A 22,951-nucleotide genomic window follows, 5' to 3' on the forward strand; every position below is an offset into this window, starting at 1 on the left:
TTTTCAAATTACTGAAAGGCCAAGCACACAACATTTGTAGTCGATAAAAGATTTACATCTTGATTTTTAATTCTTTCTCTTTTATTTTGTCCAAACGGTTGAAAACTGTAAGATGGCATCTTCAATATTTCAATACTGATTTTACGTTTTTTTAGAATCATGATCACAAATATAATTGCAATAACGATTACGATTATAGTTATAATAAAACCCAGATTTATTTGACCAGATGAAGTGGGGATTTCAAGAACTTCATCTTCTATTTGCTCGCCTTCAGGAATTCTCTGTTCCGAGTCCCCCACCAAGAATCTATTCACTAACTACTCTCAGAAAAATACTTTTCTCGTATTTCATTCAAATCATCTGCAAATCGACGACCTTCTTCTTCGGATAAAGTCATGGATCCATAGCGTGCCTTGTCGTAAGTCGAAAAAAGTTTTTCATTTTTTCCCCAGCCCATTCTTGAAAACCACTCTTTAACCGTTTCCCCTGCAAAGCGAGGATACTTTGCTTCATGGGCATCATTTTCAAAACGTTGGTACGCCGCACGCACAGCATTTGACCCTATCGAATAGTCATAAACTTGTTCAATATCCGGTTTCTTTTTGTCGCCCCGACCGAATAAACGTACTTTATACGAAAGACTTTCTGATTCCGCGTATACACGCTGCCTTTTTCTATAAATCATAAACAGAACTATAACGGCTGCTATTACGGTCATACCTACAACATAACCCCAAATATTAAGCTCCGTACTTGAAGAAAGTATCGTAAGTTTTTCATCTGCATCATCTTCAAAGTTCAAGATAGGCGTTGGCATCTCTTGATACTCTTTCCATCTTAAGTAATCGAGCCAATCAATTACATAATCGATAAAGGGTGTAATGGCCGCCGACACGAACATAAATATTCCGCCAAAAAGAAATCCCGAAACAGCTAGAGCGGCGTTACGGACCGGCTCAAGTAAATAAAAGATTACAATATAGGCCGCGATTCCAATACCCATTATTGCAGCAAACACTTTACTTGTTTCTTTCCAATCAAATTCCGGCAAGCGCCTTCCAAGTATCAAAGTTGTTATATAACGCATTACAATAAACAGGATTGTTGTCATCAAGAATAATAATACATTCACTTTATTTATTTCTGTTGCATGCGCTTTCAACAAATAACTACGGGTAATAAAATAAAAAACTGTAAAAACAATTGTATTTATCGCGAGAAAGTTCCATCTGCTATTTCGTTGCAACCCAAAATTAGCATGCATCCGCCAGCAAGCATACATAAAAATAAAAACCGTTACAGGTATTGCCGTCCCAATAAAATAAAAAGGCATAGCAAGAAGGAACGAAAAAATTAATCCCATAAAAATTGAATATCTTTTCATATAAAAAAATAAATAGCTGGCTATTCCCACAACTATAGATAGTACAATTAATAAGTAATGCGGACTCAACATTAAGTTTTCAGAGATTAAGAGAAGTGGATAAGTAAGCAGTATGAGTTCAAGTATGAAACTTTCGACGTTTTTCAGTCTGAAACTGATTCCATCGATTTGTCGTTGATCCACTGCTCCTCACCCCTTTCATAAGAACTATCGATAATAACTTCGCTGCGCTTCGACCATTTTCCATGAAAAGCATGAAAACGTTCCGGCTCATGAGTAATCAGTACAATCGTTGGTGCTAATTGTACTTTCGAATCAAGGCTTCGAAGTATATTTTCAAAAGGGATTTTCGCATTTCTTTCAGAGATTTGAGCTAATAATTCAAGCGACTTTTGATATTGGACTTTTCCGACACCAGTTGTTTGATGAATATAGGGTACCGCACCAAACGTTCGTATATTGATGATAATCTCATAAGGAATTTCATGGCGTGTACAATAATCAACATACGATGCCATACGTTCTACTTTTCTTTCAAAGTCCCCATCCGTACGCGCCTTTTCAATTGCGTTTACTATAAACATCACTGATTGTTCAGTAACTGGCATATACTCTTTTGTTTGTAACTTTTGCATGCGAGCACTGGCTGTCCAATGAATTTGATCAAAACGATCTGTCGGTACATAATCTCGGGTCCCTATCGGTTGAAAGACGTCGTGGAATAATGACTGACGCTGCGGAACTTCGCCCGGTTTAAAAGGCGACGGATTTAACTCGCCTTTAAATGGGACAATATTTGGATACACAAGATTTTCTTGTGCAACCGTATCTTCTAGCTCCATCAAAACCGAACCTTCCCCAAAAATATGAGGAACTTCAACCATGACACGCGTGATTCTAGATAATCCTCTTTTTCTACCTTCCAGCGGAATACTTATACGCACCGATTCATAACTACCTACTGAGAAAGGAACAGTAAAGTCAAAAATCCCGCTGAAATGTTGCAATTCATCCAAAGCTGGAATCACAGAATCCTCAATCGAAAGCGTTAATTTCCCGTTCCATATCGGCAGTCTTCCATTTTCAAATTCCATGACTAAATCCGTTTCGCTTCCAATTAAAAAACGCGCTCTATTTTTAACCGGTAGTAGTTTTAGGTCTTTACCTACATTTTTATAATACATATTTTGAAAAACGCCAATCAACAAAATAGAAGCAAAGCAGGCCGCCAATACAGTTTGAAAATAAATGATTGCAAATAGCAGGAAGACTAGTGCGACGCCCATCATCATATGGAGTGACTTGAACCCCTCTTCATGGCGATTCCAATTCATTAGATTGCCGCCTCGATCGGTGCTGGTATTGATCTTATAATGTCACTCAATACGTCGTCTAATTCTTTTGTCAGCATACCTTCTGTCGACAACTCCATACGGTGTAATGCCGCGGGTTCAATTATTGCTTTCACATCATCAGGTGTCGCGAAACTTCTTCCAGATATATAAGCATGCGCTTTGGCAGCTCGTAAAATTGCAAGTGCCGCACGCGAGCTGAGACCAAGTTCGATGAAAGCGTGCTCCCGAGTCGCACGGACAATTTTCAGTATATAATGTTCGATATCTTCATGGACCGTTACTTTACTTGCCTCAGTTGCCCATAGTTTCACATCACCTGGCCCTATTATCGATGAAGTGGTAATTTCGCCAGGATTATTCCCGTATTGCCTTAAAATTTGTTGCTCTTCTTCCAATGACGGATAACCAATATTCAATTTAAATAAGAAGCGATCGAGTTGGGCAGCAGGTAATGGAAAAGTTCCTTGTTGGGACTCGATTGGGTTTTGAGTCGCTATTACCATAAATGGAGTTGGAAGTTTTATTGTTTCACCGTCGATTGTTACCTGCTTCTCCTCCATTGACTCTAATAGGCTTGACTGTGTACGGGGTGTTGCTCTATTCACTTCATCCGCAAGCAAGATGTTTGTTGAAACCGGACCCGCTTTTAAAACAAAGTCCTGCGTCTGCGGATTAAAATAACGTATCCCGGTTACATCTGAAGGAAGTACATCAGGTGTAAACTGTATACGTCTAAATTCGCCTTTGAATGCGCTGGCAAAGCTTTTTGCCATCATCGTTTTACCTGAACCAGGAACACTTTCTAATAAAACATGTCCTTCTTGCAATAATGCAATTAACATATAGTCGAATTCTTTTTCTCTGCCAATAATAGCCTGATTCAATTCTTGCTTAAATTCATGGATGGAAACCACTCATAACCCCTCCGATAATATTTTATCTGTTTTTACCTAAATTATCGTTTTTACTTTGAAATCCTTCATAACGATTAATCAAAGCATCTAGCTTTTGACTTATTTTTAGTGTTTCCCTGGAACCCAAACCTGTTGACATGGCAATTTCAATCATTAATTTACGGGTCTCTTCGATTTCTTTTTCCACCAATACCCCTCCGCGGTTCCTTTACTTTGCCTTAACCGTTTTGAATTTCAAACATTCAAATCAAAAATATTTGCTTTATTAATATAGTACCAGACCGAAATCTAATAAAGCAAACTTATCTCAATTGTCCGAAGATGACTATGAAATTATTTGCGAATAAATTTTGGGAAAAAAAAATGGCACTCATTTTCGAGTTGCCGTTTTTTCACGATAGATCTTTGACTGATAAACCGAGTTTTTTCAGTAATTCAATTGCTGTATTTTGCTCTTCAGCATCCAAACCGCTCATAAGAGATTCGATATTTTTTGCATGTTCGGGAAATATAGACTCTATCAGTTCTATTCCATCTTTTGTTATTGAAATATATGTTACCCGCTTGTCCTCCGAACAGAACACTCGCTCAAGAAATCCTCTCTTCTCAAGTTTGTCAACAACATAAGTCATTGAACCGCTTCTAAGTAAAATTTTTTGACCGATTTTTTGAATGGGCTGTCTTCCCCTATGGTATAGAAGCTCCAAAACACCGAATTCCGTTGGATTCAAGCCATATTGTTCAATCAATTTGTGAGCTTCTTCCAAAATTACTTTACACGAACGGGATAAGACAATAAATAACTTTAAAGCACGATCTGTACTATTTTCCATAACTTTTTCCACCTTCTGTAATTCCCAACTGATTAACTATAATTATAAGGGAAATTAAAGGTAATTGTCAAAAATTCATTGTACAATCTCTGATTGTAAAGCTATTTTCTCCTTCGATGACGAGTTATAAATCGTAGCAGAGGGAAAAGATACGATAAATTCAGACCCAACGCCAACCTCGCTTGATACAGAAACTGTACCCCCATGTTCTTCAATCGTTTTAATGACAAATGGCAGTCCTAAGCCGGTTCCTTCAGATCGCGTGGTAAAGAAAGGCATAAATATTTGTTTTAATTGGGTTACAGGCATGCCATGACCTGTATCCGATATTAAAATATCGACCTTATTATCTTCTTTCGCTTCCAAGCTAATCGTTAACTTTCCGCCATGGTTCATCGCCTCTAGTGCATTTTTCATTAGATTTAATAAGGCTTGCTTCAGTTTTGCTGCATCCCCGAAAATAAATACCTCATCCACATCACCCATGTATTGTATGATTGAAATCCCTTCAATTCTAGCCTTCGGTTGAAATAGATTGATCATCGTTGATAACAATTTAGGTAAAGAAATAAATGTTTTTTCTTCGATACTCGGCTTGGATAAGATGAGCATTTCATTCAAGATAGATTCCATTCGGATAATTTCATCATCTATAACCGTTAAATACTTTTCAGATTCCTCAGCAGTTGAATTTCTTAATAGCTGAGTAAATCCTTTAAGTGTGGTAATCGGATTACGGATTTCATGGGCAATGCTTGCTGCAAGTTGCCCCACTTCATAAAGTGATTCTTTATGAGCTAACCGTTTCTCCAAAATAACTTTTTCAGTGCGATCCGCCATTCGGGTAATAAACATTCCTACGGACTCATCATAATAAGTCTTGATATAATAATAGCTAACCTCTCCCGATGGCTTTTCATAAGAGTGTAAAGTTTCAGCATACCATTCGCCAATCACTTTCTGGATGAATTTTGTTGATTGCTCTTTCGAAAAACCTAATGAACCGAAAAATTCACAAGCGCTTTTCCCAATAAGCATTTTTCTCGACATTCCAAGAAAGCTATACGAATGTTCATTAACGTTTTGAATAATTCCAGTTTGATCAAAAGCAACGAATAGACTTTCAGATTTCTGGAATATTTTCAAATTGCTCACCTCGAGTTCTTCTCTAAGCATTTGGGGCACATTGAAAAGTGCAATAATTTGTCGTGTTTCATTACAATATATGAGGTGCACCTTTACAGAATCGGCTATATTCTTTGGTGCTAACGCGATGGGGAGATTGGATGAGGTGTGTCCATCATTTATTGTCAACTCTATTTTCTCGTCCCACAAATGATTCGACTTTTCATCTGATAAGTCTTTAATATTTTTTATTTCTCCCAATCCGAACTTTTCTTTAAACTCATCATTTATTTGTATTATCCTGCCTCTAACATCTAAAATAGCAGCTGGTTTACGTGCATTTTCAAAAAACATAATGAATTTACTTGCCTTTTCTTGTTTCAACTTCAAATTCATTCCCCCTAGCTCCGTAGTAAAACAGTATGAAGAATGCTCACAATTCATGCTAAGAAACTACGCAATGCAAAGTACGCTTAATTCCGATTATTCCATAATTAAACAAATAATGGTATAGGCATAAAGTTATGGTTATGAGTAATATTTCTTATTTGATAATGATTTTTTTTCGCAAGGAACTTCTCCGTAAAGATTCCTTGACAGAATTGGTCCTTTAATCCCAAAAAAACCGTTCCACTTAGTTATTATTGGGAACGGTTTGGTACTTTTCATATTTTGTTTTCAGCTAGAGCTATAAGGTCGAATGTTTTACAAGATTTTTGTTGTTAGCCGATAATAACCCGTTCTTTCGGGAAATGGTAATGCGGTTTCGTCGTCTTACCTCCAAGCGTGAATAAAAATGAAATGAGTCCTACACGACCGATAAACATTAACACCATAATAATTATTTTGCCCGTCACCGATAGATCAGATGTTATGCCAAGTGACATGCCGCATGTACCAAATGCAGATGTTATCTCAAATAACAACGCGACTATCGGAACATTCGGCTCTGTTACCAATAGGATGAGCAATGCAACGATAACCATAAAACCTGCAAGTAAAATAACTGCGTAAGAGCGAAATACATCGATTAGCTTAATTTGTCGATTAAAAATATGAATCACTTCTCGCCCTCGAGCGAAGTTAATTAGAAATAATAGTGCAATTGCAAATGTAGTTGTCCGTATTCCGCCACCAACAGAACTTGGCGATGCTCCTATAAACATTAAAGAACTAATAACAATATCCGTCGCATCGCTAAACTGCGTCACATCGAACGTTGTTAAACCCGCCGATCTTGAGGAAACCGAGTGGAATATGGAAGTGAAAATTTTTTCATGCCATGCCATTCCTTTAAATGAATGAAACGATTCCAGAATATAAATCATAATTGCTCCAAAAACTAAAAGAGCCCCAAATGTTATTGTTGTGATTTTGGTAAAAAGAGAAAATCGAAAATGAGGATTTTTCTTTGAGAAAAAGGCTTTCACTTCGATTAATACTGGAAATCCAATCCCTCCCAAAATAATTAATAACATTGTCAAGGATTGAATGAAATAATCATTGAAGTAAGGCAATAATGACTCACCTGTAATATCAAAACCTGCATTCGTTGTCGCGGAGACGGCCATAAACAATCCGTTTAAAAAAGCTTCGTTGAAAGTATCGTAAAACCTCATAATATAAAAAGTGAAAATCAACCCACCGACGAGCTCAATAAGGAAAATAATTTTCACGATTTCTCTAATCAGATAGACGACGCCTGAAAGACTATACTGATTGTGATCAACCATAATCAATTGTCGTTCCCTCATGCCAATTCGTTTTCTAATTAGCAACCAAAAAAAAGTACCGATTGACATTATCCCGATTCCGCCGAATTGCAGCACGACCATAATCATGCTAATTCCAAAGGGGGTATATGTTTCAGAAATACTTATTGCGGTCAAACCTGTCACGCTTACCGCACTTACAGCAGTAAAAAGACTATCGAGCATTTCAATTTTAACGCCCGGTTTATATACACCAGGTAAATTTAATAATAAAAAAGAAAATGCAATGGCTAGAAAATAATAAAACACAATAATCTGTGCAGGAGTGAGTTTTTGAAAGCTTTCACGATTTATATTTAACCTATTCAAACTACTACCTCCTGCAATAATTAGTTATATTTAAAGTTGCGCTTTTCTTTTTTTCCGGTCATTGCTTACACCTACGAAATAGCCATAAAGTGCAATTCCAACGAGAACAACCCAGAACGTCGTCTTCCATAGAGTGGAATGTGGAAATGCTGGATCAAGAATTTGTAGTTTTTCATGCGACAATGTCAAAACGACCAATTTAACACCGACCCAGCCAACTATGAGAAATGCAGCTGTTTCAAGGGAAGGATATTTATCCAATAACACAACAAACTGACGTGCGGCAAAACGCATAATAATTAGACCGATGATACCACCTAATAACATGACTAGGAACTGACCACCGTTAATCCCGCCAATATGGAACTCTCCCAATTCCGGAAGGGTGACTGCAAGTGCGACTGCAGCTAACATTGAATCTAATGCAAACGCGATATCTGCTAATTCAACCTTAAATACTGTCATCCAAAAACCTGATTGTTTACGCGGTTTCGTTAAGTCTTCCCCATGCTTATCTTTTTTCCTTTGATCATAAATGTTCTTTATGGAAATAAATAAAAGATATGCTGCTCCGAGTGCTTGGATTTGCCAAATATTTACGAGAAAAGTAATCATAAACAAAGCTGCGAATCGAAAAACAAATGCACCCAGGAGCCCGTAAAATAAAGCTCTCTTCTGTTGTAACTTTGGTAAATGCTTCACCATAACAGCCATCACTACTGCGTTATCAGCGGCTAATAATCCTTCAAGTACAATGAGTACTACAAGTACCCATGCATATTCCAGTAATATTGCTTCCAAAAAAATCTTCCTCCAATCAACTCAAATAAAAAAAACCTCACCTAATAAATAGGCAAAGGTCTCGCAAAGTCGGAATTTAATCTTTAAATTTCGGCTATCATAACCGATGGCAAAAAGAGCCATGTATTGACGATTATGAAATAGGTTTCCCTAAAGCTACTCCCCTTTGACATTAGTCAAAAGATATTAAGTTAGGTCTTTGAATTTAGTATACCCACCCATCATTGAAATGTAAACATTTTTTACTGAATGGGAATATGAAATTCTGCTCTATGTTTATTTTCATTATAAAATCTCGACATAGTTGGGATCGAAGCAATAAAATCAGCACATTGAATGCCACTATTTTTTAATAGTTCATCAGCGATTGATGTATCAAAAACAGCATTCCATGTTAAGTAATCAAGGGTTTCAACTTCGACCCCCAATTTTCGTTGCACCTGTTTCGAGGTAAGCCCCTTCTCCGCTAGTGTACGAGGGAATCGTCCTTTCGGTTCCTTGCCGGTTAATTCTTTCACCATCGCTCTATATACATTTTCGACTAAATGTGGAGATGGATCTGTCAGATGAATGGTTTTTCCCAGTGCCGGCTCATGATTTACAAAAAAGATGGTGGCGTCAATAATGTAATCAATGGGCACAACATTTATATGCGCATCTGTTTTTCCAACATAAGGAATGATTGGCATCCATTTTAGTTTATCAATCATATTCATGAAGAAATAGGGCCCGTCAAACTTTATCGTTTCGCCTGTTTTTGAATGTCCTCTTACAATTCCCGGGCGAATAATTGTAACTGCAGCTTCACCCTTTAATTGTTCTACGATACATTCTGCTTCAAATTTAGTTTCTTCGTAATGATTTTTAAAAGCGTTTGGGCGTATAAGTTCTGTTTCAAGAATCTTTCCTTCGCGAGTCCCTGCGACATACGCTGTGCTGAAATAAATAAATTGGTTTATAGAAGGATGTGCTCGGACAAAATCACAGACCATTCTCGTCCCTTCTACATTCACCTTCCAAGCAATTTCTTTCTTGACTGCAAGATCATAAATTGCCGCGAGATGCCACATGGTTAGTGCTTCATCTTGTACCATAGCTAATTCTTTTTCTTTTATCCCTAAATTCTTTAACGTAATATCCCCCGGAATAATTTCAAATGGCAGTATTACTTCTAACTCATCCAAAATAACTTTAATACTTTCTGCGGCCTGAGCAAGTTGACTTTCTAGGACGAGTACGTACAATTTTTGTAGTTTACCTTTTTTAATTAATCCTTTAATCAATTGGCTTGCGATAAAACCCGGAAATCCCGTGAAAAAATGTGTACCCATCTGTTCCACCCCTTTATTTTAGTATAGCATTTGTAATCGCTCGCTAGAAGAATGTTCTGAAGAATTCTTTAATTCTTAGAGTTATTCAATTTATTAACTTTACTAAGATTGATTTTTTTGCGGTTTGATCGTTTCGATACTTCGTTTCGACTTAGCGAGTTGGACTGTAAGTAATAATAGAAAAAAGAAGGCGTTCCCCATCAAGTACAAGACTTGAATAGGTACCGCCTTCTTTTTATATAGTCGTACTATTCTTCAGGTATTGTGCGTTTTCTTGTTTGTCTATCGAATAAGCTGTAAATTACCGGAACGATATAAAGTGTCAGGAATGTTGAACTTAGTAAACCGCCGATAACTGCAATTCCCATCGGCTGGTTCATTTCAGTACCTTCACCTAATCCAAGTGCAAGCGGCAAGAGCCCTAGGATTGTTGTTAGTGCCGTCATCAGGATCGGGCGAACTCGGTCTCGTACGGATGATATTATCGCGTCATACGAACTGAGTCCTGCTTCTTTTCGCTGATTAATATAATCAACTAAAACAATTCCATTATTGACTACAATTCCGACGAGAACGAGTATGCCGATGATTGCTGTTACGCTAATCGGCGTATTTGTGGCAAATAAGCCGATGGCCACGCCGATTATCATAAGCGGCACGGAAAACATAATTACAAATGGGTATTTAAAGGACTCAAATTGCGCCGCCATGACGATGTATACCAAGACAACCGCAAGCGCGAGAGCCAGCATCATATCGTCGATTGCACCTTCAAATAGCTCACGATCCCCGCTAAATGTTATATCGATTTCTTTGGGTAAGTTCAATTTATCAATCGTATCATTCACTTTTGTAGTCATTTGACCCAGCGACTCGGTAGATGCATACTTCACAGTAAAGGAAACAGAATGAGCCTGATCGACGCGTCGAATCGCTACCGGGCCTTCTGCAATTTCTATTGTCGCTACATCGCGCAGTTGAACAAATTCACCTGCTTGATTCCGGACTTTCAATTTACCCAGCTTGTCAATACTATCACGGTATTTTTCGTCGTATTGGACAAGAACACGAAACACATCATTATCCTCACTGATGATTTGTGTCGCAAAAGCGCCGCGCGTAATATTATTAACTGTTTGAGCAAGTTGGTAAGGAACTAAACCTTTATCTGCAGCTTTTTCACGGTCTACAGTAATTTGGATTTCCTCGACTGTTTCAGAAAGTGTATTCGTTACTTCCATTACCGAATCAATACTGCCTAGCTCTTCGTTCAATTTTGTGACCGCTTCATCGAGTCTTTTTTCGTTCGTATCTTGAAGCGCGAAACTTAACGTGTTTGGCGATGAGCCAGCTGCTGTTTGCATATTAAAACTAATTTCCGCATCATTTCCAACAGTCTCCAAAACAATTGGTTGTACTTCATCAACAAACTCAAAAACTGAGCGGTCTCGCTCACCGAGTGGAATCAGTTTCACATAAACTTCAGCTCGATTTGAATTTGAGGAACCTTGCGCTAAGCTCTCTTGCGTCCCCCCGACGAGACTGACATAGACCTCGACATCATCTTGTTTTTTCAACTCTGTTTCAATCTTTTTAACAACATCATTTGTTGCGCGTGTTGAAGCTCCATTCGGAAGTTTTACGCCAACACTAAATGACCCTTCATCCGTTGCCGGCAAAAACTCGGTCCCTACTTTAAATAAACCGAATCCGCTAAACAGAAGTAATACTGTCGTAATGGCTATCACTGTCAGGCGGTTACGTAATGCCCACTTTACTGAACGCTCAAAACGATTCAATGTTTTTGAACGCCTTCTTCTCGCTTCGTAATTCCCTTTCGGCTTTTTCAACATACGTGCCGCCATCATCGGCACAACAGTTAATGCAACGACTAGTGATGCAAGTAAACTAAATGAAATCGTTAACGCGAACTCTGTAAAAATTTGGCCTATTAATCCGCTAATGAAAAGTACTGGCACAAAAACTGCTAATGTTGTGAGTGTGGAAGCGGTAATTGCTCCACCAATTTCTTTTGTTCCCACCTTGGCTGCTTGTGTCGGGTCTTTCCCCATCGCTAAATGTCGTTCAATATTTTCAATAACGACTATGGCATTATCTACAAGCATGCCGATGCCAAGCGCTAAAGCACCTAATGTCATGATATTTAGAGTGAAATTCGCAAAATACATTAACACAAAAGTGACAATGACGGAATAAGGAATTGCGATCCCGATAATAATCGGGCTCTTTATGCCTCGAAGGAATAGAAATAACACAATCATTGCGAACAGACCACCTAAAATAAGTGACTGACCTATATTTCCGATTGCTAATTTAACATAATCTCCTTGGTCAAAAAGTATATTCGATTCGATATCTTTATACTCGTCTGTAGCTAGAAGCTCTTCTAAGGCTTCTTTAAAGGAAGTTGAGACATCGGCTGTATTTGCCCTGGACTCTTGAAGAACAGACATCAGAACGGCCGGCTCTTCGTTTGCACGGGTTTCTGTAGTCGAATGCGCTTCAGTAAGTTCGACATTGCCGATATCGCCAACTTTAATTTTTTTCCCATTTACAGGATTTACGGTAACCGTTAACTCTCGAATATCTTCTACAGATGTTAGCATGCTGACGATACGAGTAGTGAGTTGCTTGCCGTCATTCGTTTCAATTGGCTCGCCCGGCATTGAAACATTATTCGCTTGAATGAGTTGAACAATGTCTTCTTGTGCAAGCTTGTTTTGTTCCAACTTTTTCTCATCTAGTGTAATCTGAACTTCTTCAATCAGCTTTCCAGATACTGTTACGCTTGCAACACCCTTTGTTCGCCGTAATTCCTGCTCTAACTTTTCGGCAACTAAACGAATATCAGCATCATTTTTTGCACTTAAAGATAATTGAATGACTGGAAATTGTGACGGATCGAATTTTAATAGTCGCGGCGCATTGGCACCGTCCGGCATCGGTACCTGGTCGATCCTTTGCAATAAATCCATTTGAACATCATCAATTTTTGTAGACCAATCGAACATAAGTAGTATGAAATTCGACCCTTCCTGCGAAGAGGATTGAATTGATTTCAATCCAGGTGCTGTCGATAAACTATCCTCTAGCGGCTTCGTGACTTTTTCGCTCACTTCTGTAGGCGAAGCCCCTGGATAACTCGACACAACTACTGCAACAGGCGGGTTTAATTCCGGTATCAAAGTCACGGGTATGCGGAAAAATGACACCGCCCCTAGAATAATTACTAGAAACATTGTAACAATAGTAAAAACTGGCCTTTTTATTGAAAAATCACTAATTTTCATGGGAACGTCCTCTCTTGAAAAAAGATACACTACTTTAATCATAATGAATGACGAACCCTTTCTCAAATGAGAACTTCGTATTCGACAAAAACAAACAAAGATAGCAGCTGTTTATCGTTGCGTGCAAACTGATTTCTACCCTTGAAACCTGTTATACTATGCTCAGTCAATTTCAATCGTCTATACATAAACACTGGAGGTATTCTTTTGCATGATGAAAATCAGAAAGTCGTGTGCACCCTTACCTATAATTTAGTTGAAAAAGTTACTGGTTGGTATGACCAAACGACAAATCGGACTAAGCATTCTATCCATTTATACGTAGATACAATTTCAACTGAAAAATATAACTTTCCATTAGAACATGTTCATGATCTTTCGTATAAGCCATTTTCCAATGGAGCCGGATTATTCTATTTGCATACTAACCAAGGGCTATTTATGTTTGAGGTCGATGCAGATCCAACAAACTTCATCGATCTGTATAAATCATTACGGAAATAAAAAAACTAGCAGAGCGAAAATCCGCCCCACTAGCTGTAAAAAATTATAGCAAACTATATAAATTGATATCCGGATTTTTGTCATGGAACCAACGCATTGCGAATTCATTTTCAAACAAAAATACTAATTTCTCATAACGGTCTTTCACGAGCATTGCGCGTTGACCTGCCATGGATTCTTTTACATCGCTCTCGTTTTCAATCCATCGCGCAACTTTGGAGCCAAGGTTTTCCATTTGCACTTCCACGTTATACTCGTTTTTCATACGGTGTTCGAAAACTTCAAACTGTAGTTGCCCAACAGCTCCGAGCAACACTTCTTCTGTATGAAGCGTGCGGTAATATTGAATGGCACCTTCTTGTACAAGTTGCAATATTCCTTTATGGAAATGCTTCGACTTCATCACGTTTTTCGCCGTGACCCGCACAAATAATTCAGGAGTGAACTGCGGCAATGCATCAAATGTAAAGGAGGATTTCCCGCCGATGATCGTATCGCCTATTTGATAGTTCCCTGTATCATGCAATCCGATAATATCTCCAGCAACGGCCTCATTCACTGTTTCCCGGTCATCCGCCAAAAACTGTGTAGTTTGAGTAAGTTTGAATGTACGGGAAATCCGTGGCACAGAAACCGTCATTCCGCGTTCAAACGCGCCCGATACGATTCGCACAAATGCGATTCGATCACGGTGGGCAGGGTTCATATTCGCTTGAATTTTAAAGATGAATCCTGAAAACTCTTTCGATTGCGGACTAATTTCTGTTTCATCTTTTGTCTTTCTTGGCTGCGGTGGAGGGGCAAACTGTAAAAATGTTTCTAAAAATGTTTGCACACCGAAACTCGTCAATGCACTTCCGAAAAATACAGGCGTCAATTCTCCATTAGCAATACGCTCCTCGTCGAATTCATTACCTGCTTCATTTAACAATAAAACATCTTCTAATGTCTGTTGATAATAAGATGTCTCCATCATCGGATGAGGTTCCCGAAGTCCTCCGTCTTCATCTAATTCAAGAAAACGGTCGTCTCCCTCGGCGCGAACTTGTTCAATTCGATTATTAAAACGATCATATATACCGAGGAATTCTTTCCCCATTCCGATCGGCCAATTCATCGCATAAGATTCAATTCCAAGCACTTCTTCAAGTTCTTCCATCAAATCCAATGGTTCTTTCCCTTGTCTATCCATTTTATTGATAAAAGTAAAGATCGGAATACCGCGCATACGGCATACTTTGAAGAGCTTGATTGTTTGGGGTTCAATCCCGCGAGCCACATCGACCATCATGACTGCAGCATCGACCGCCATCAATGTGCGGTACGTGTCTTCACTGAAATCTTCGTGTCCGGGTGTGTCGAGAATATTGACTCGTTTGCCTTGATAATCGAACTGCATAACGGAAGATGTTACCGAGATTCCTCGTTGTTTTTCAATTTCCATCCAATCAGATGTCGCAAACTTGCCCGACTTTTTACCTTTAACTGTTCCAGCATCGCGAATAGCGCCGCCGAAATAGAGTAGTTTTTCCGTTATCGTTGTTTTACCTGCATCCGGATGGGATATAATTGCAAATGTCCGTCTAGACGCAATTTCTTCATTTATTGGGTTCTTCATTTGTTTGTAATCTCCTTCTGTTCCGATTGTCTAATCATAGTGATTACAACCGTAAATTTCAACAATTTTTTCTCGAAATTAGTATATGTTTCATTCCAAAAAAAATCGAGCCGCCTAGAAAACTAGACAGCTCGTCCCCCAATTATTTCCTTGCTTCTTGCGACCCGAATTTTTTCTCCGCTTCTAAAAGCGCGATTTCTGCATCGGAATGCGGGTATTTGGTATTTCCGATAATTTGAAAATCTTCATGGCCTTTACCGGCAAATATTATGATATCATTCGGATTTGCAACGGTGATTGCATGACGAACTGCTTCGGCACGGTCGCCGATGCAAGCATAGTTGTCGTGTTCCATTCCGGCTTCTAACTCTGACAAAATTGTTTCATATGGTTCATCGCGCGGGTCATCTGTTGTCAATATGACATAGTCTGCGACCGATGCTTCTTTTGCCATGATTGGACGTTTTACACGATCCCGGTTGCCTCCAGTGCCGATGATGAAAATGAGTTTATTCGTTTTATAAGGAAGAACCGCCTCGATCGCTTTCTTTATTGCATCCGGCGTATGCGCATAATCGACATACATGGTCAGCGGCAACTCTGTCTCAACCTTTTCCATTCGGCCTTTCACAGAGTCAATTTCGCCAAGATAGTTGACGATATCAGCCGTAGCCATCCCTTTCGCATAAAGTGCTGCAATTGCCGCGAGTGCATTTGCCACACTGAATTCACCGATTAAATTCATCTGCACCGGGAATTTACCATCTGGAGAATTCAATGTAAACGTTGTACCATCTGCGTCAAGTTCGATATCTTCTCCGTGGAATACGGCTTCGTTCTTAATGCCGTATGTCAAAATAGGATAACTTGTCTTTTCATATAATTTCTTACTCCATGGATCATCCGCATTCACGACAGCAAATTTTCTTTGCTCAAGATCCTGGCCTAGCTGAGAAAACAAAAGGCTTTTCGCTTCCCCGTAATTGTCCATCGTTCCGTGGAAATCAAGATGATCATGCGTCAAATTTGTAAATATCGCAATGTCAAACTCGGTTCCGGCAAGTCTGCCCTCAACGAGTCCATGGGAAGATACCTCCATCGACATCGTTTTACAGCCTTCATTTGCAGCTTGTGCAATCATCGCTTGAGTTGTTAGCGCATCGCCAGTCGTATTTTCAGTCTCATAAAGTGTACCGTCCAAGTCGAATCCGATTGTCCCGGATGCTGCGGACTTTTCTCCGGATGCTCTTAAAATAGCCTGGATGATTCCGCTAACGCTCGTTTTTCCATTCGTTCCCGTAACGCCAATCATCGTCATCTTTTTCGAAGGATATTGATAGTAGCGCGCTGCCAATAAACTAATCGCACGCGAAGTATTTTCGACTGTTACAACTGCCACTTTTTCCAAGTCAACATTGACCGGCTTGGACGCTACAATAACGCGCGCCCCGTTATCAACTGCTTGTTGAACAAAATCATGACCGTCGACTGTAAAACCTACAATACAGACAAACATTCCCCCAGCATTTATGACCCGCGAATTAACCGCAAGATCTGTAATTGTTGATGGTAACGCGCCTTCTATTTTTTTCACAGGTAAAATTGAAAGTAAATTTTTCGTATTCATTAAAATCCTCCGTTCATTCCATCATGTCAGATGTGACATATGCATGTAAAAGTTCTGCAGTCGCCTGTAACGAGTCAATATGTGTTCGTTCAAGCGCATGTGATGACTCGATTCCAGGTCCAAACAACGCATGTTTAACATCGAAACCCGCCCGAATTGCTGCTGACGCATCCGACCCGTAATACGGATAGATATCAAGCTTATGACCAATCTTATTCTCTTCTGCAAGCCCGACGAGGTGCTGTGTTAATGCATAATGATACGGCCCGCTCGAATCTTTCGCACAAATCGACACCGTATATTCATCGGACGTTTGCCCATCGCCAATCGCACCCATATCGACCGCTATGTATTCAACCGTTTCTGTAGGTATATTCGAGTTGCCTCCATAGCCGATTTCTTCGTTATTTGAAATGTAAAAATGAGTTGTATGCGGTAGTTTAACGTTATGCTCTTTTAATGACCGTATTAATTCAATCACTAATGCGGTACTAGCTTTGTCATCTAAATGACGAGATTTGATAAATCCGCTTTCCGTCTCTTCAAAACGCGGATCGAAAGAAACAAAATCGCCTACTTCGATGCCAAGTGCACGCGTATCATCTTCATTAAATACCTTTTCATCAATGCGCACTTCTATATTCTCTGCATTTCTTTCCACCGAACCTGCGTCTCTATAAACATGGACGGTCGTTTGATGCATCAATATCGTCCCGCGAACCTTTTTCCCTGAAGCTGTATGAATCAAGCAATATTCCCCTTCAACTGCATTCCAATTAAATCCGCCGATCATCGTTAATTTCAATCGACCATTGCTTTTAACTTCTTTCACCATTGCACCGAGCGTGTCCGTATGGGCAGTTAGTAAGCGGTGCCTTGTTGTATCTTCTCCTTTGATCGTTGCAATGATTGCACCTTTATTAGTCGTTGTATAAGGAACGTTAATCGCTTCAAATTCCTCTGCGATTAAAGCCATTACTGTCGATGTATATCCCGATGGACTCGGTGTTTCAACAAGTCTCTTTATAAGTTCAACTGTTTTCTCCTTATTAAATATATTCGTCATGGTTGATATCCCCTTTGATTAAAATTCAACTATAGAATTAGTATACTTTTATTGCAGCCTAAAAGAAAAGAAAAACCGCATCCATTAACGGATTAGCGGTTTTATTAGTTTTAATTTATTTTCATAAGGCGGAAAGGCGAACCGCATAGGAATTTTCGTGCTTCGTTGCATCATTGACTTAGCATGGGTAAAAAGATTAAAACTTTCTTTACCGTGGTAGGCATTGACTCCAGATGAACCGATTCCACCAAAAGGCAAATTCGTATTGCCGACATGCGAAACCGTATCGTTAATACAGCCGCCGCCGAACGGTAAACTTTCAATAAAGTAATTAGCCGCTTCTTCATTTTCCGTAAACATGTAAGCCGCGAGCGGTTTCGGCAATTGACGAATACGATGAATAACTTCCCCGAGATTATCGTACTCAAGAATTGGCAACACCGGACCAAAAATTTCATCTTCCATTGATGGACTATCCCAAGTCACTCGGTCGAGCAATGTTGGCTCGATGAATAAAGATGAACGATCAAAATCGCCGCCATATACGATTTGCGGCCATTCTCTTTCAATCAATTTTGCCAGTCGGACAAATTGTTTTTCATTAATAATCCTTCCGTAATCAGTGCTATCTTTCGCATCCATGCCGTAAAAGTCTTGGATCGTATCAGTCAAAATCTCGATAAACTCTTTTTTAATCGAATGATGAACCAATAGATAATCAGGTGCAACGCAAGTCTGCCCGGTATTTAGAAATTTTCCCCAAACGATTCGCTCAGCAGCATGAACAAGATTCGCTGTTTGGTCTACAATTGTCGGACTTTTCCCTCCGAGTTCAAGCGTTATCGGCGTCAATCTTTTCGCAGCGGCTTCCATTATCACTTTTCCAACTGCAACACTGCCCGTAAAGAAAATATAATCGAAAGGCGCATGAATAAGCGCGGTTGTTTCTTCCCGTTCCCCTTCAATAACTCGAATGTATTCGGGTGGAAACGTTTCCGATAAAATCTTTTCTACAATCCGAACTGTGTGAGTCGCAGATTCAGACGGCTTCACAATTGCACAGTTCCCGCCGGCAATCGCGCCAACCAATGGTTCCATGACAAGCTGAAACGGATAATTAAACGGTGCGATAATCAAGACCGAGCCGTATGGTTCCCGAACGATGAAGCTTTTTGAAGGTTGCAAATGAATCGGTGTTTTTGCAACTTTCGGCTTCATCCAAGCATCCACATTTTTGATCATATGCGAAATACTTGAAAGGACAAAGCCGATTTCAGTTACATACGATTCGAACGGACTCTTTCCCAAATCTTTTTGAAGTGCATCCGAAATCGCATCTTCACTTGCAAGAATCGCATCGCGTAATTTTGTTAACATTTCTTTTCGAAATTCCGCACTCCGTGTCTGTCCAGAGAAATAAAACTGGTGTTGTGATGCAATCATCGATTCAACATCTTGTGCAGTAAAATTCATCGTTTCCCCCCATTCTAGTAGTACTTTCAATGATAACCAGAATTATAGGAATATGCAAAATTTCTCATAGCAACATATGATTATACACAAATTCCCATCATTATTTTTCTGTCAAGAGTTCATCAATCAGTATTTGGACAACGAGTCCTTCGGAAAATGGAACAAGGATTTCAGCTTCTCCGTTCGATCCTGAAATGCATTCTTCGACAAGTGATTTTACTGAATCGAAAGAAGTCAATATTTCAAAAGGACTGTCTTTTTGTGCGACACTAAGTTCCGACCAATTACGCAGTTTTAAAACACCCTTCGTTCCATATACTATGTAGGACAGTTCTTCTTTCTGTCCGATTCCTGAAATTCCATTTAAAAGGACTGGTATTTTATTTTCAGTTTCACCAATTGCAATGACACTTGTCTCGGCAAGCGTTTCATCGACTGGATATGTCGTTTTGTGGTCTTGGACCCTTATGTTCCCAAACATTCTATACATAATTTGCAGAAAATGCGGGAACACTTCACGCGTAAATCCGCCTTGCTCGCGTGAACCAATCCACGGATTTTGTTGCCAAATTCTCGGCCAGTGTGGAAAATATGCATTTAATTCGACACGGACAATGTCGCCAATCGTTCCTTTTTCAACAAGCTTCATCATATGCCTTACCGCTGGACTGTACATTAGAGGGAAATGCATGGCCGTTAATGTCGTTTTTTCGATTGCAGCGTGCGCCATCACTGATCCGTCTTCTGCATTATGTGCAAGTGGTTTTTCACAAAGTACATGCAAACCGGCTTCAATTGCCATCTTACTAAGTGATGCGTGTGATACTGGAGGTGTACCAATATATACCCAGTCCGGTTTTAATGCTAAAACCTCTTCATAGGAGGATGTAGCAAAAAGACCATATGTATTCGCCATTTCAGTTAGCCGTTCAGTATTTTCATCGTACAATGCGATGATTTCTGCATTGTCGTTCGCGAGAATTTGTTTAATGATTCGCTCGCCGACGATACCTGTGCCAATTAGTGCAAAAGATGTTTTACCCAATCGACTCGCTCCTTCAGTGGTAATAAATTTTTAATATAAAAAGTAGGCCTTCCGAATCTTTTTGCCCGATTACAGTTTGTATTATAGCACCCATGGGTAAATAATGTTTAATTCGAAAAAACAATCGATTAAGGAGGAAATACAATGACAACGACAGAAACTTGGTGGGAAGAAATTTTCGAGGGGAATCTTTCTCTTGGAATCAACAAAGAGAGACTTTCTGAACTTGAAGACGAGAATTTCCTCTATTTTACAGAGGAAGAAGATAGCACTGAACATTTGCATTCATGATTGCTAATAGAGGATTGTCCATTAATTTGGAGGTCCAATAATTATAACCGGGTACTTGACCAATCCATTCAAGTACTCGGTTTTTATTATGTCCGTGGATTTTCGTTCCGGGCGGACGCGTTCCTTTAGGAGCTCATCTACCGTGCTTTTTAATACTTTTTTCACTCAATACTTCGCCATAAATATAATGCTGCATAACTTAAATATGGGGTCCAATGTGGAAAACTGGCGATAATTTCATCTTTTGTCGGTTTTTTATCTAGCTTCCATAAAATCTTGAGTGCATTTTGAAGACCTATGTCTGCAATTGGAAATAAATTTGGTCTGCCCAACCCGGACATAAGAAAACTTTGGGCTGTCCATGGACCCACACCACGATAGGCAGTAAGTTTCGCGGTTACTTCATCGTCATCCATCTGTCGAAGATTTTCGAGTTCAAGGGATCCGTCTGCTATTGCTTGCGATAAACCAATCATGTATTCAGCCTTTCTTGTACTGAACTGCATCTCTCTGAGCGTTGAAACATCTAGGTTTGCAACTATTTCAGGTGACGGATACCGCAAAACTCCCTCCGTCTCACTTCCAAATGTTTCAACAAAACGCTTTGACAATGTATTTGCAAATGACATATTCAATTGTTGGTGAATAATGCTTCTCATTAACGTTCCGTAAAGTGAAAAACTTCGAATAAGTGGTGTTCCTTCATGTTCCACAAAAATTGTAACAAGATCAGTATTTGCAAAATGTGCTGAAATACCGTCTAGAGAATCATTAAAGTGAAGAATTTCACTGACTTCTTGAATTTGAATTTTATTTAAGGCGCCGCTTAATATAAATGAAGGTTGAACTTTCGTTCCAGTCGCTTGCACGGTAATAACATTCCCTTCATCCATAGGAATGCGTAAAATGCGGCTAGTCAAATCGACCGAGTTAAGCGGGTCCCCGGATAGCCGATCAAGCGCACGATCAAAATCATAAATGAATGGAAGAGATATTTGAGTATCTATTAAAATCACCTACTTTTACTCTTAATTATAGTTCTAGTATACTTCTTTATAAGTTTTTATGAAAAAGGGTTGACTTACTATGTACATGGGTTATAATAGAGTTTGTCCGGTAAACGAGACACAATAATTTTCATCCCGGTTCCATAGCTCAGCTGGGAGAGCGCCACCTCGACAAGGTGGAAGTCGGCGGTTCGAGCCCGTCTGGGACCATCATAAAAACATCATCCTCCATTGGATGGTGTTTTTTCTTTTTTGATAATAAGTGTAATTTCACAATATCACTCCCGAAAAATCTCCCCTGAGCACTTCCTTTTCCATGTGATTTTCACAACTAAAGGACGCGTCAATTGCAGTTCTTTTGTTTTCTGTCCTTTCGTATTTTTCAATTGTAACTTCACAAATTATTGTATCGCCCGTAAACACAGGCCTTAGAAACTCAAAATTCATATTGCGGGCAAGTACGTTATGATCTCCGCCCACTTTTGTCGGCAAGGTTGCTGTCAGTAATCCTTGAACGACAAGTCTTCCCTGTTCATCCGGGCTTAGATGATGAATCCCTTCATCTCCTGAAATCTTGGTAAACAATTCAACAATTTCTGTTGTGAAAGTCCGTTCAAATGTAATGATATCTCCTACTTTTAGTGACAATTTTATTCCCCCCCTTGATTACGAACACTCCTATAAGTTTGCATGGAAAAGGTAATACGTTTTCTATTTCAGTAGTTGGCTTGAAACTTTTTTAACATAGATAAGAGCTGAAATAAACATTACAACACTCGAAATTGTCATTATATTTAGGTAATAGAATGGCGTCAATCTCCAAATATTTCCATGCAGAAAGTAAGCTATCCCTTGTGCAAACACGCCCAATATTATTGCTAACGAAAGCAACACACCAAATACTAGCTTCTTCTCCATAACCCCACTCCTTTGATTATGTAATTCTATAAGTAATCGCCAAATCCTTTATTCCATTAACCTTCTTAATTGGTTCTTTTGTAAAAATTAAGTTATTCGGTGTTGTTAACCTATCTGCAAATATATCCATTTCATATCCTACATGTACTAGAACTTCTTTTGGATTAAGTCATTGCGTATATTGTTATCCTCCATTTGAATTTGGTCCAAGACATTCTATTCAGCCATTCATTTGTCCATCCTCTATTGTTTACATATCAATCT

Annotated in this window: 21 protein-coding genes and 1 tRNA gene; 3 read left to right on the forward strand and 19 right to left on the reverse strand. The window is 39.2% G+C overall.

The genetic code is table 11. The features are described 5' to 3' along the window. Window positions 1-8 precede the first annotated feature (8 nt). The 11 genes from G8782_RS18590 to G8782_RS05390 form a co-directional block, all read right to left on the reverse strand. The gene (locus tag G8782_RS18590; RefSeq protein ID WP_172369852.1) at window positions 9-317 is read right to left on the reverse strand and encodes a YccF domain-containing protein; all 309 of its coding nucleotides are present in this window, start codon (window positions 315-317) and stop codon (window positions 9-11) included. Continuing rightward, window positions 317-1,570, reverse strand: a complete 1,254-nt coding sequence (locus G8782_RS05345; protein WP_172369853.1) for a hypothetical protein — start codon at window positions 1,568-1,570, stop codon at window positions 317-319. Before G8782_RS05345 ends, G8782_RS18590 begins: the two co-directional genes overlap by 1 nt. Then, on the reverse strand, window positions 1,531-2,721 hold the full coding sequence (locus G8782_RS05350) for a DUF58 domain-containing protein (protein ID WP_172369854.1): 1,191 nt from the start codon (window positions 2,719-2,721) through the stop codon (window positions 1,531-1,533). The genes G8782_RS05345 and G8782_RS05350 overlap by 40 nt, the downstream gene beginning before the upstream one ends. Then, window positions 2,721-3,656 carry an AAA family ATPase gene (locus G8782_RS05355; protein WP_343034966.1) on the reverse strand — a complete coding sequence of 312 codons (936 nt, stop codon included), beginning with the start codon at window positions 3,654-3,656 and terminating at the stop codon, window positions 2,721-2,723. The genes G8782_RS05350 and G8782_RS05355 overlap by 1 nt, the downstream gene beginning before the upstream one ends. A gap of 22 nt (window positions 3,657-3,678) precedes the next feature. Next, a complete protein-coding gene (locus G8782_RS05360; RefSeq protein WP_172369855.1) occupies window positions 3,679-3,843 on the reverse strand; it encodes a Spo0E family sporulation regulatory protein-aspartic acid phosphatase in 165 nt (54 codons plus the stop codon). A 205-nt stretch (window positions 3,844-4,048) separates the two neighbouring features. Next, complete coding sequence (locus tag G8782_RS05365) at window positions 4,049-4,489, reverse strand: MarR family winged helix-turn-helix transcriptional regulator (protein ID WP_172369856.1); 441 nt, start codon at window positions 4,487-4,489, stop codon at window positions 4,049-4,051. Window positions 4,490-4,564: 75 nt separating this feature from the next. Next, on the reverse strand, window positions 4,565-6,004 hold the full coding sequence (locus G8782_RS05370) for an ATP-binding protein (RefSeq protein ID WP_172369857.1): 1,440 nt from the start codon (window positions 6,002-6,004) through the stop codon (window positions 4,565-4,567). A 332-nt stretch (window positions 6,005-6,336) separates the two neighbouring features. After that, on the reverse strand, window positions 6,337-7,695 hold the full coding sequence (locus G8782_RS05375; RefSeq protein ID WP_216667758.1) for a TrkH family potassium uptake protein: 1,359 nt from the start codon (window positions 7,693-7,695) through the stop codon (window positions 6,337-6,339). Window positions 7,696-7,725: 30 nt separating this feature from the next. Further along, a complete protein-coding gene (locus G8782_RS05380; RefSeq protein WP_172369858.1) occupies window positions 7,726-8,496 on the reverse strand; it encodes a TerC family protein in 771 nt (256 codons plus the stop codon). A 242-nt stretch (window positions 8,497-8,738) separates the two neighbouring features. After that, window positions 8,739-9,827 (reverse strand): SDR family oxidoreductase, encoded by a 1,089-nt coding sequence (locus tag G8782_RS05385; RefSeq protein WP_172369859.1) that lies wholly within the window; start codon window positions 9,825-9,827, stop codon window positions 8,739-8,741. A gap of 248 nt (window positions 9,828-10,075) precedes the next feature. After that, window positions 10,076-13,138, reverse strand: a complete 3,063-nt coding sequence (locus tag G8782_RS05390) for an efflux RND transporter permease subunit (RefSeq protein ID WP_172369860.1) — start codon at window positions 13,136-13,138, stop codon at window positions 10,076-10,078. A 207-nt stretch (window positions 13,139-13,345) separates the two neighbouring features. Here G8782_RS05390 and G8782_RS05395 point away from each other — a divergent pair, with 207 nt between their 5' ends. Further along, window positions 13,346-13,642 (forward strand): hypothetical protein, encoded by a 297-nt coding sequence (locus G8782_RS05395; RefSeq protein ID WP_172369861.1) that lies wholly within the window; start codon window positions 13,346-13,348, stop codon window positions 13,640-13,642. A 43-nt stretch (window positions 13,643-13,685) separates the two neighbouring features. On the opposite strand, the gene G8782_RS05400 is transcribed toward G8782_RS05395, so the two are convergent. From G8782_RS05400 to G8782_RS05420, 5 genes are all read right to left on the reverse strand, one after another. Next, window positions 13,686-15,260 carry a peptide chain release factor 3 gene (locus G8782_RS05400; protein WP_172369862.1) on the reverse strand — a complete coding sequence of 525 codons (1,575 nt, stop codon included), beginning with the start codon at window positions 15,258-15,260 and terminating at the stop codon, window positions 13,686-13,688. Between the two features lie 142 nt (window positions 15,261-15,402). Next, the gene (locus G8782_RS05405; protein ID WP_172369863.1) at window positions 15,403-16,887 is read right to left on the reverse strand and encodes a UDP-N-acetylmuramoyl-L-alanyl-D-glutamate--2,6-diaminopimelate ligase; all 1,485 of its coding nucleotides are present in this window, start codon (window positions 16,885-16,887) and stop codon (window positions 15,403-15,405) included. 13 nt (window positions 16,888-16,900) lie between these two features. After that, complete coding sequence (locus tag G8782_RS05410; RefSeq protein WP_172369864.1) at window positions 16,901-17,953, reverse strand: M42 family metallopeptidase; 1,053 nt, start codon at window positions 17,951-17,953, stop codon at window positions 16,901-16,903. An 84-nt stretch (window positions 17,954-18,037) separates the two neighbouring features. Then, window positions 18,038-19,426: an aldehyde dehydrogenase gene (locus G8782_RS05415; RefSeq protein WP_172369865.1), complete on the reverse strand. Its 1,389-nt coding sequence runs from the start codon at window positions 19,424-19,426 to the stop codon at window positions 18,038-18,040. 100 nt (window positions 19,427-19,526) lie between these two features. Then, window positions 19,527-20,471, reverse strand: a complete 945-nt coding sequence (locus G8782_RS05420) for a Gfo/Idh/MocA family protein (RefSeq protein WP_172369866.1) — start codon at window positions 20,469-20,471, stop codon at window positions 19,527-19,529. Between the two features lie 144 nt (window positions 20,472-20,615). Between G8782_RS05420 and G8782_RS05425 the strand changes: the two genes are divergently transcribed. Then, window positions 20,616-20,762: a hypothetical protein gene (locus G8782_RS05425; RefSeq protein ID WP_172369867.1), complete on the forward strand. Its 147-nt coding sequence runs from the start codon at window positions 20,616-20,618 to the stop codon at window positions 20,760-20,762. A gap of 161 nt (window positions 20,763-20,923) precedes the next feature. Here the strand turns inward: G8782_RS05425 and G8782_RS05430 are convergent, their stop codons facing one another. Next, on the reverse strand, window positions 20,924-21,769 hold the full coding sequence (locus G8782_RS05430) for a DNA-3-methyladenine glycosylase 2 family protein (protein WP_172370225.1): 846 nt from the start codon (window positions 21,767-21,769) through the stop codon (window positions 20,924-20,926). Window positions 21,770-21,906: 137 nt separating this feature from the next. Here G8782_RS05430 and G8782_RS05435 point away from each other — a divergent pair. Next, window positions 21,907-21,979: transfer RNA gene (locus tag G8782_RS05435), tRNA-Val, on the forward strand. A 60-nt stretch (window positions 21,980-22,039) separates the two neighbouring features. Here G8782_RS05435 and G8782_RS05440 read toward each other — a convergent pair. Continuing rightward, window positions 22,040-22,417, reverse strand: coding sequence for a hotdog domain-containing protein (locus G8782_RS05440; RefSeq protein WP_172369868.1), 378 nt, complete (start codon window positions 22,415-22,417; stop codon window positions 22,040-22,042). 63 nt (window positions 22,418-22,480) lie between these two features. Next, window positions 22,481-22,687, reverse strand: coding sequence for a hypothetical protein (locus G8782_RS05445; protein WP_172369869.1), 207 nt, complete (start codon window positions 22,685-22,687; stop codon window positions 22,481-22,483). Window positions 22,688-22,951 lie beyond the last annotated feature (264 nt).

The organism is Sporosarcina jiandibaonis (assembly GCF_013184495.1).
Classification (GTDB): Bacteria; Bacillota; Bacilli; order Bacillales_A; family Planococcaceae; genus Sporosarcina; species Sporosarcina jiandibaonis.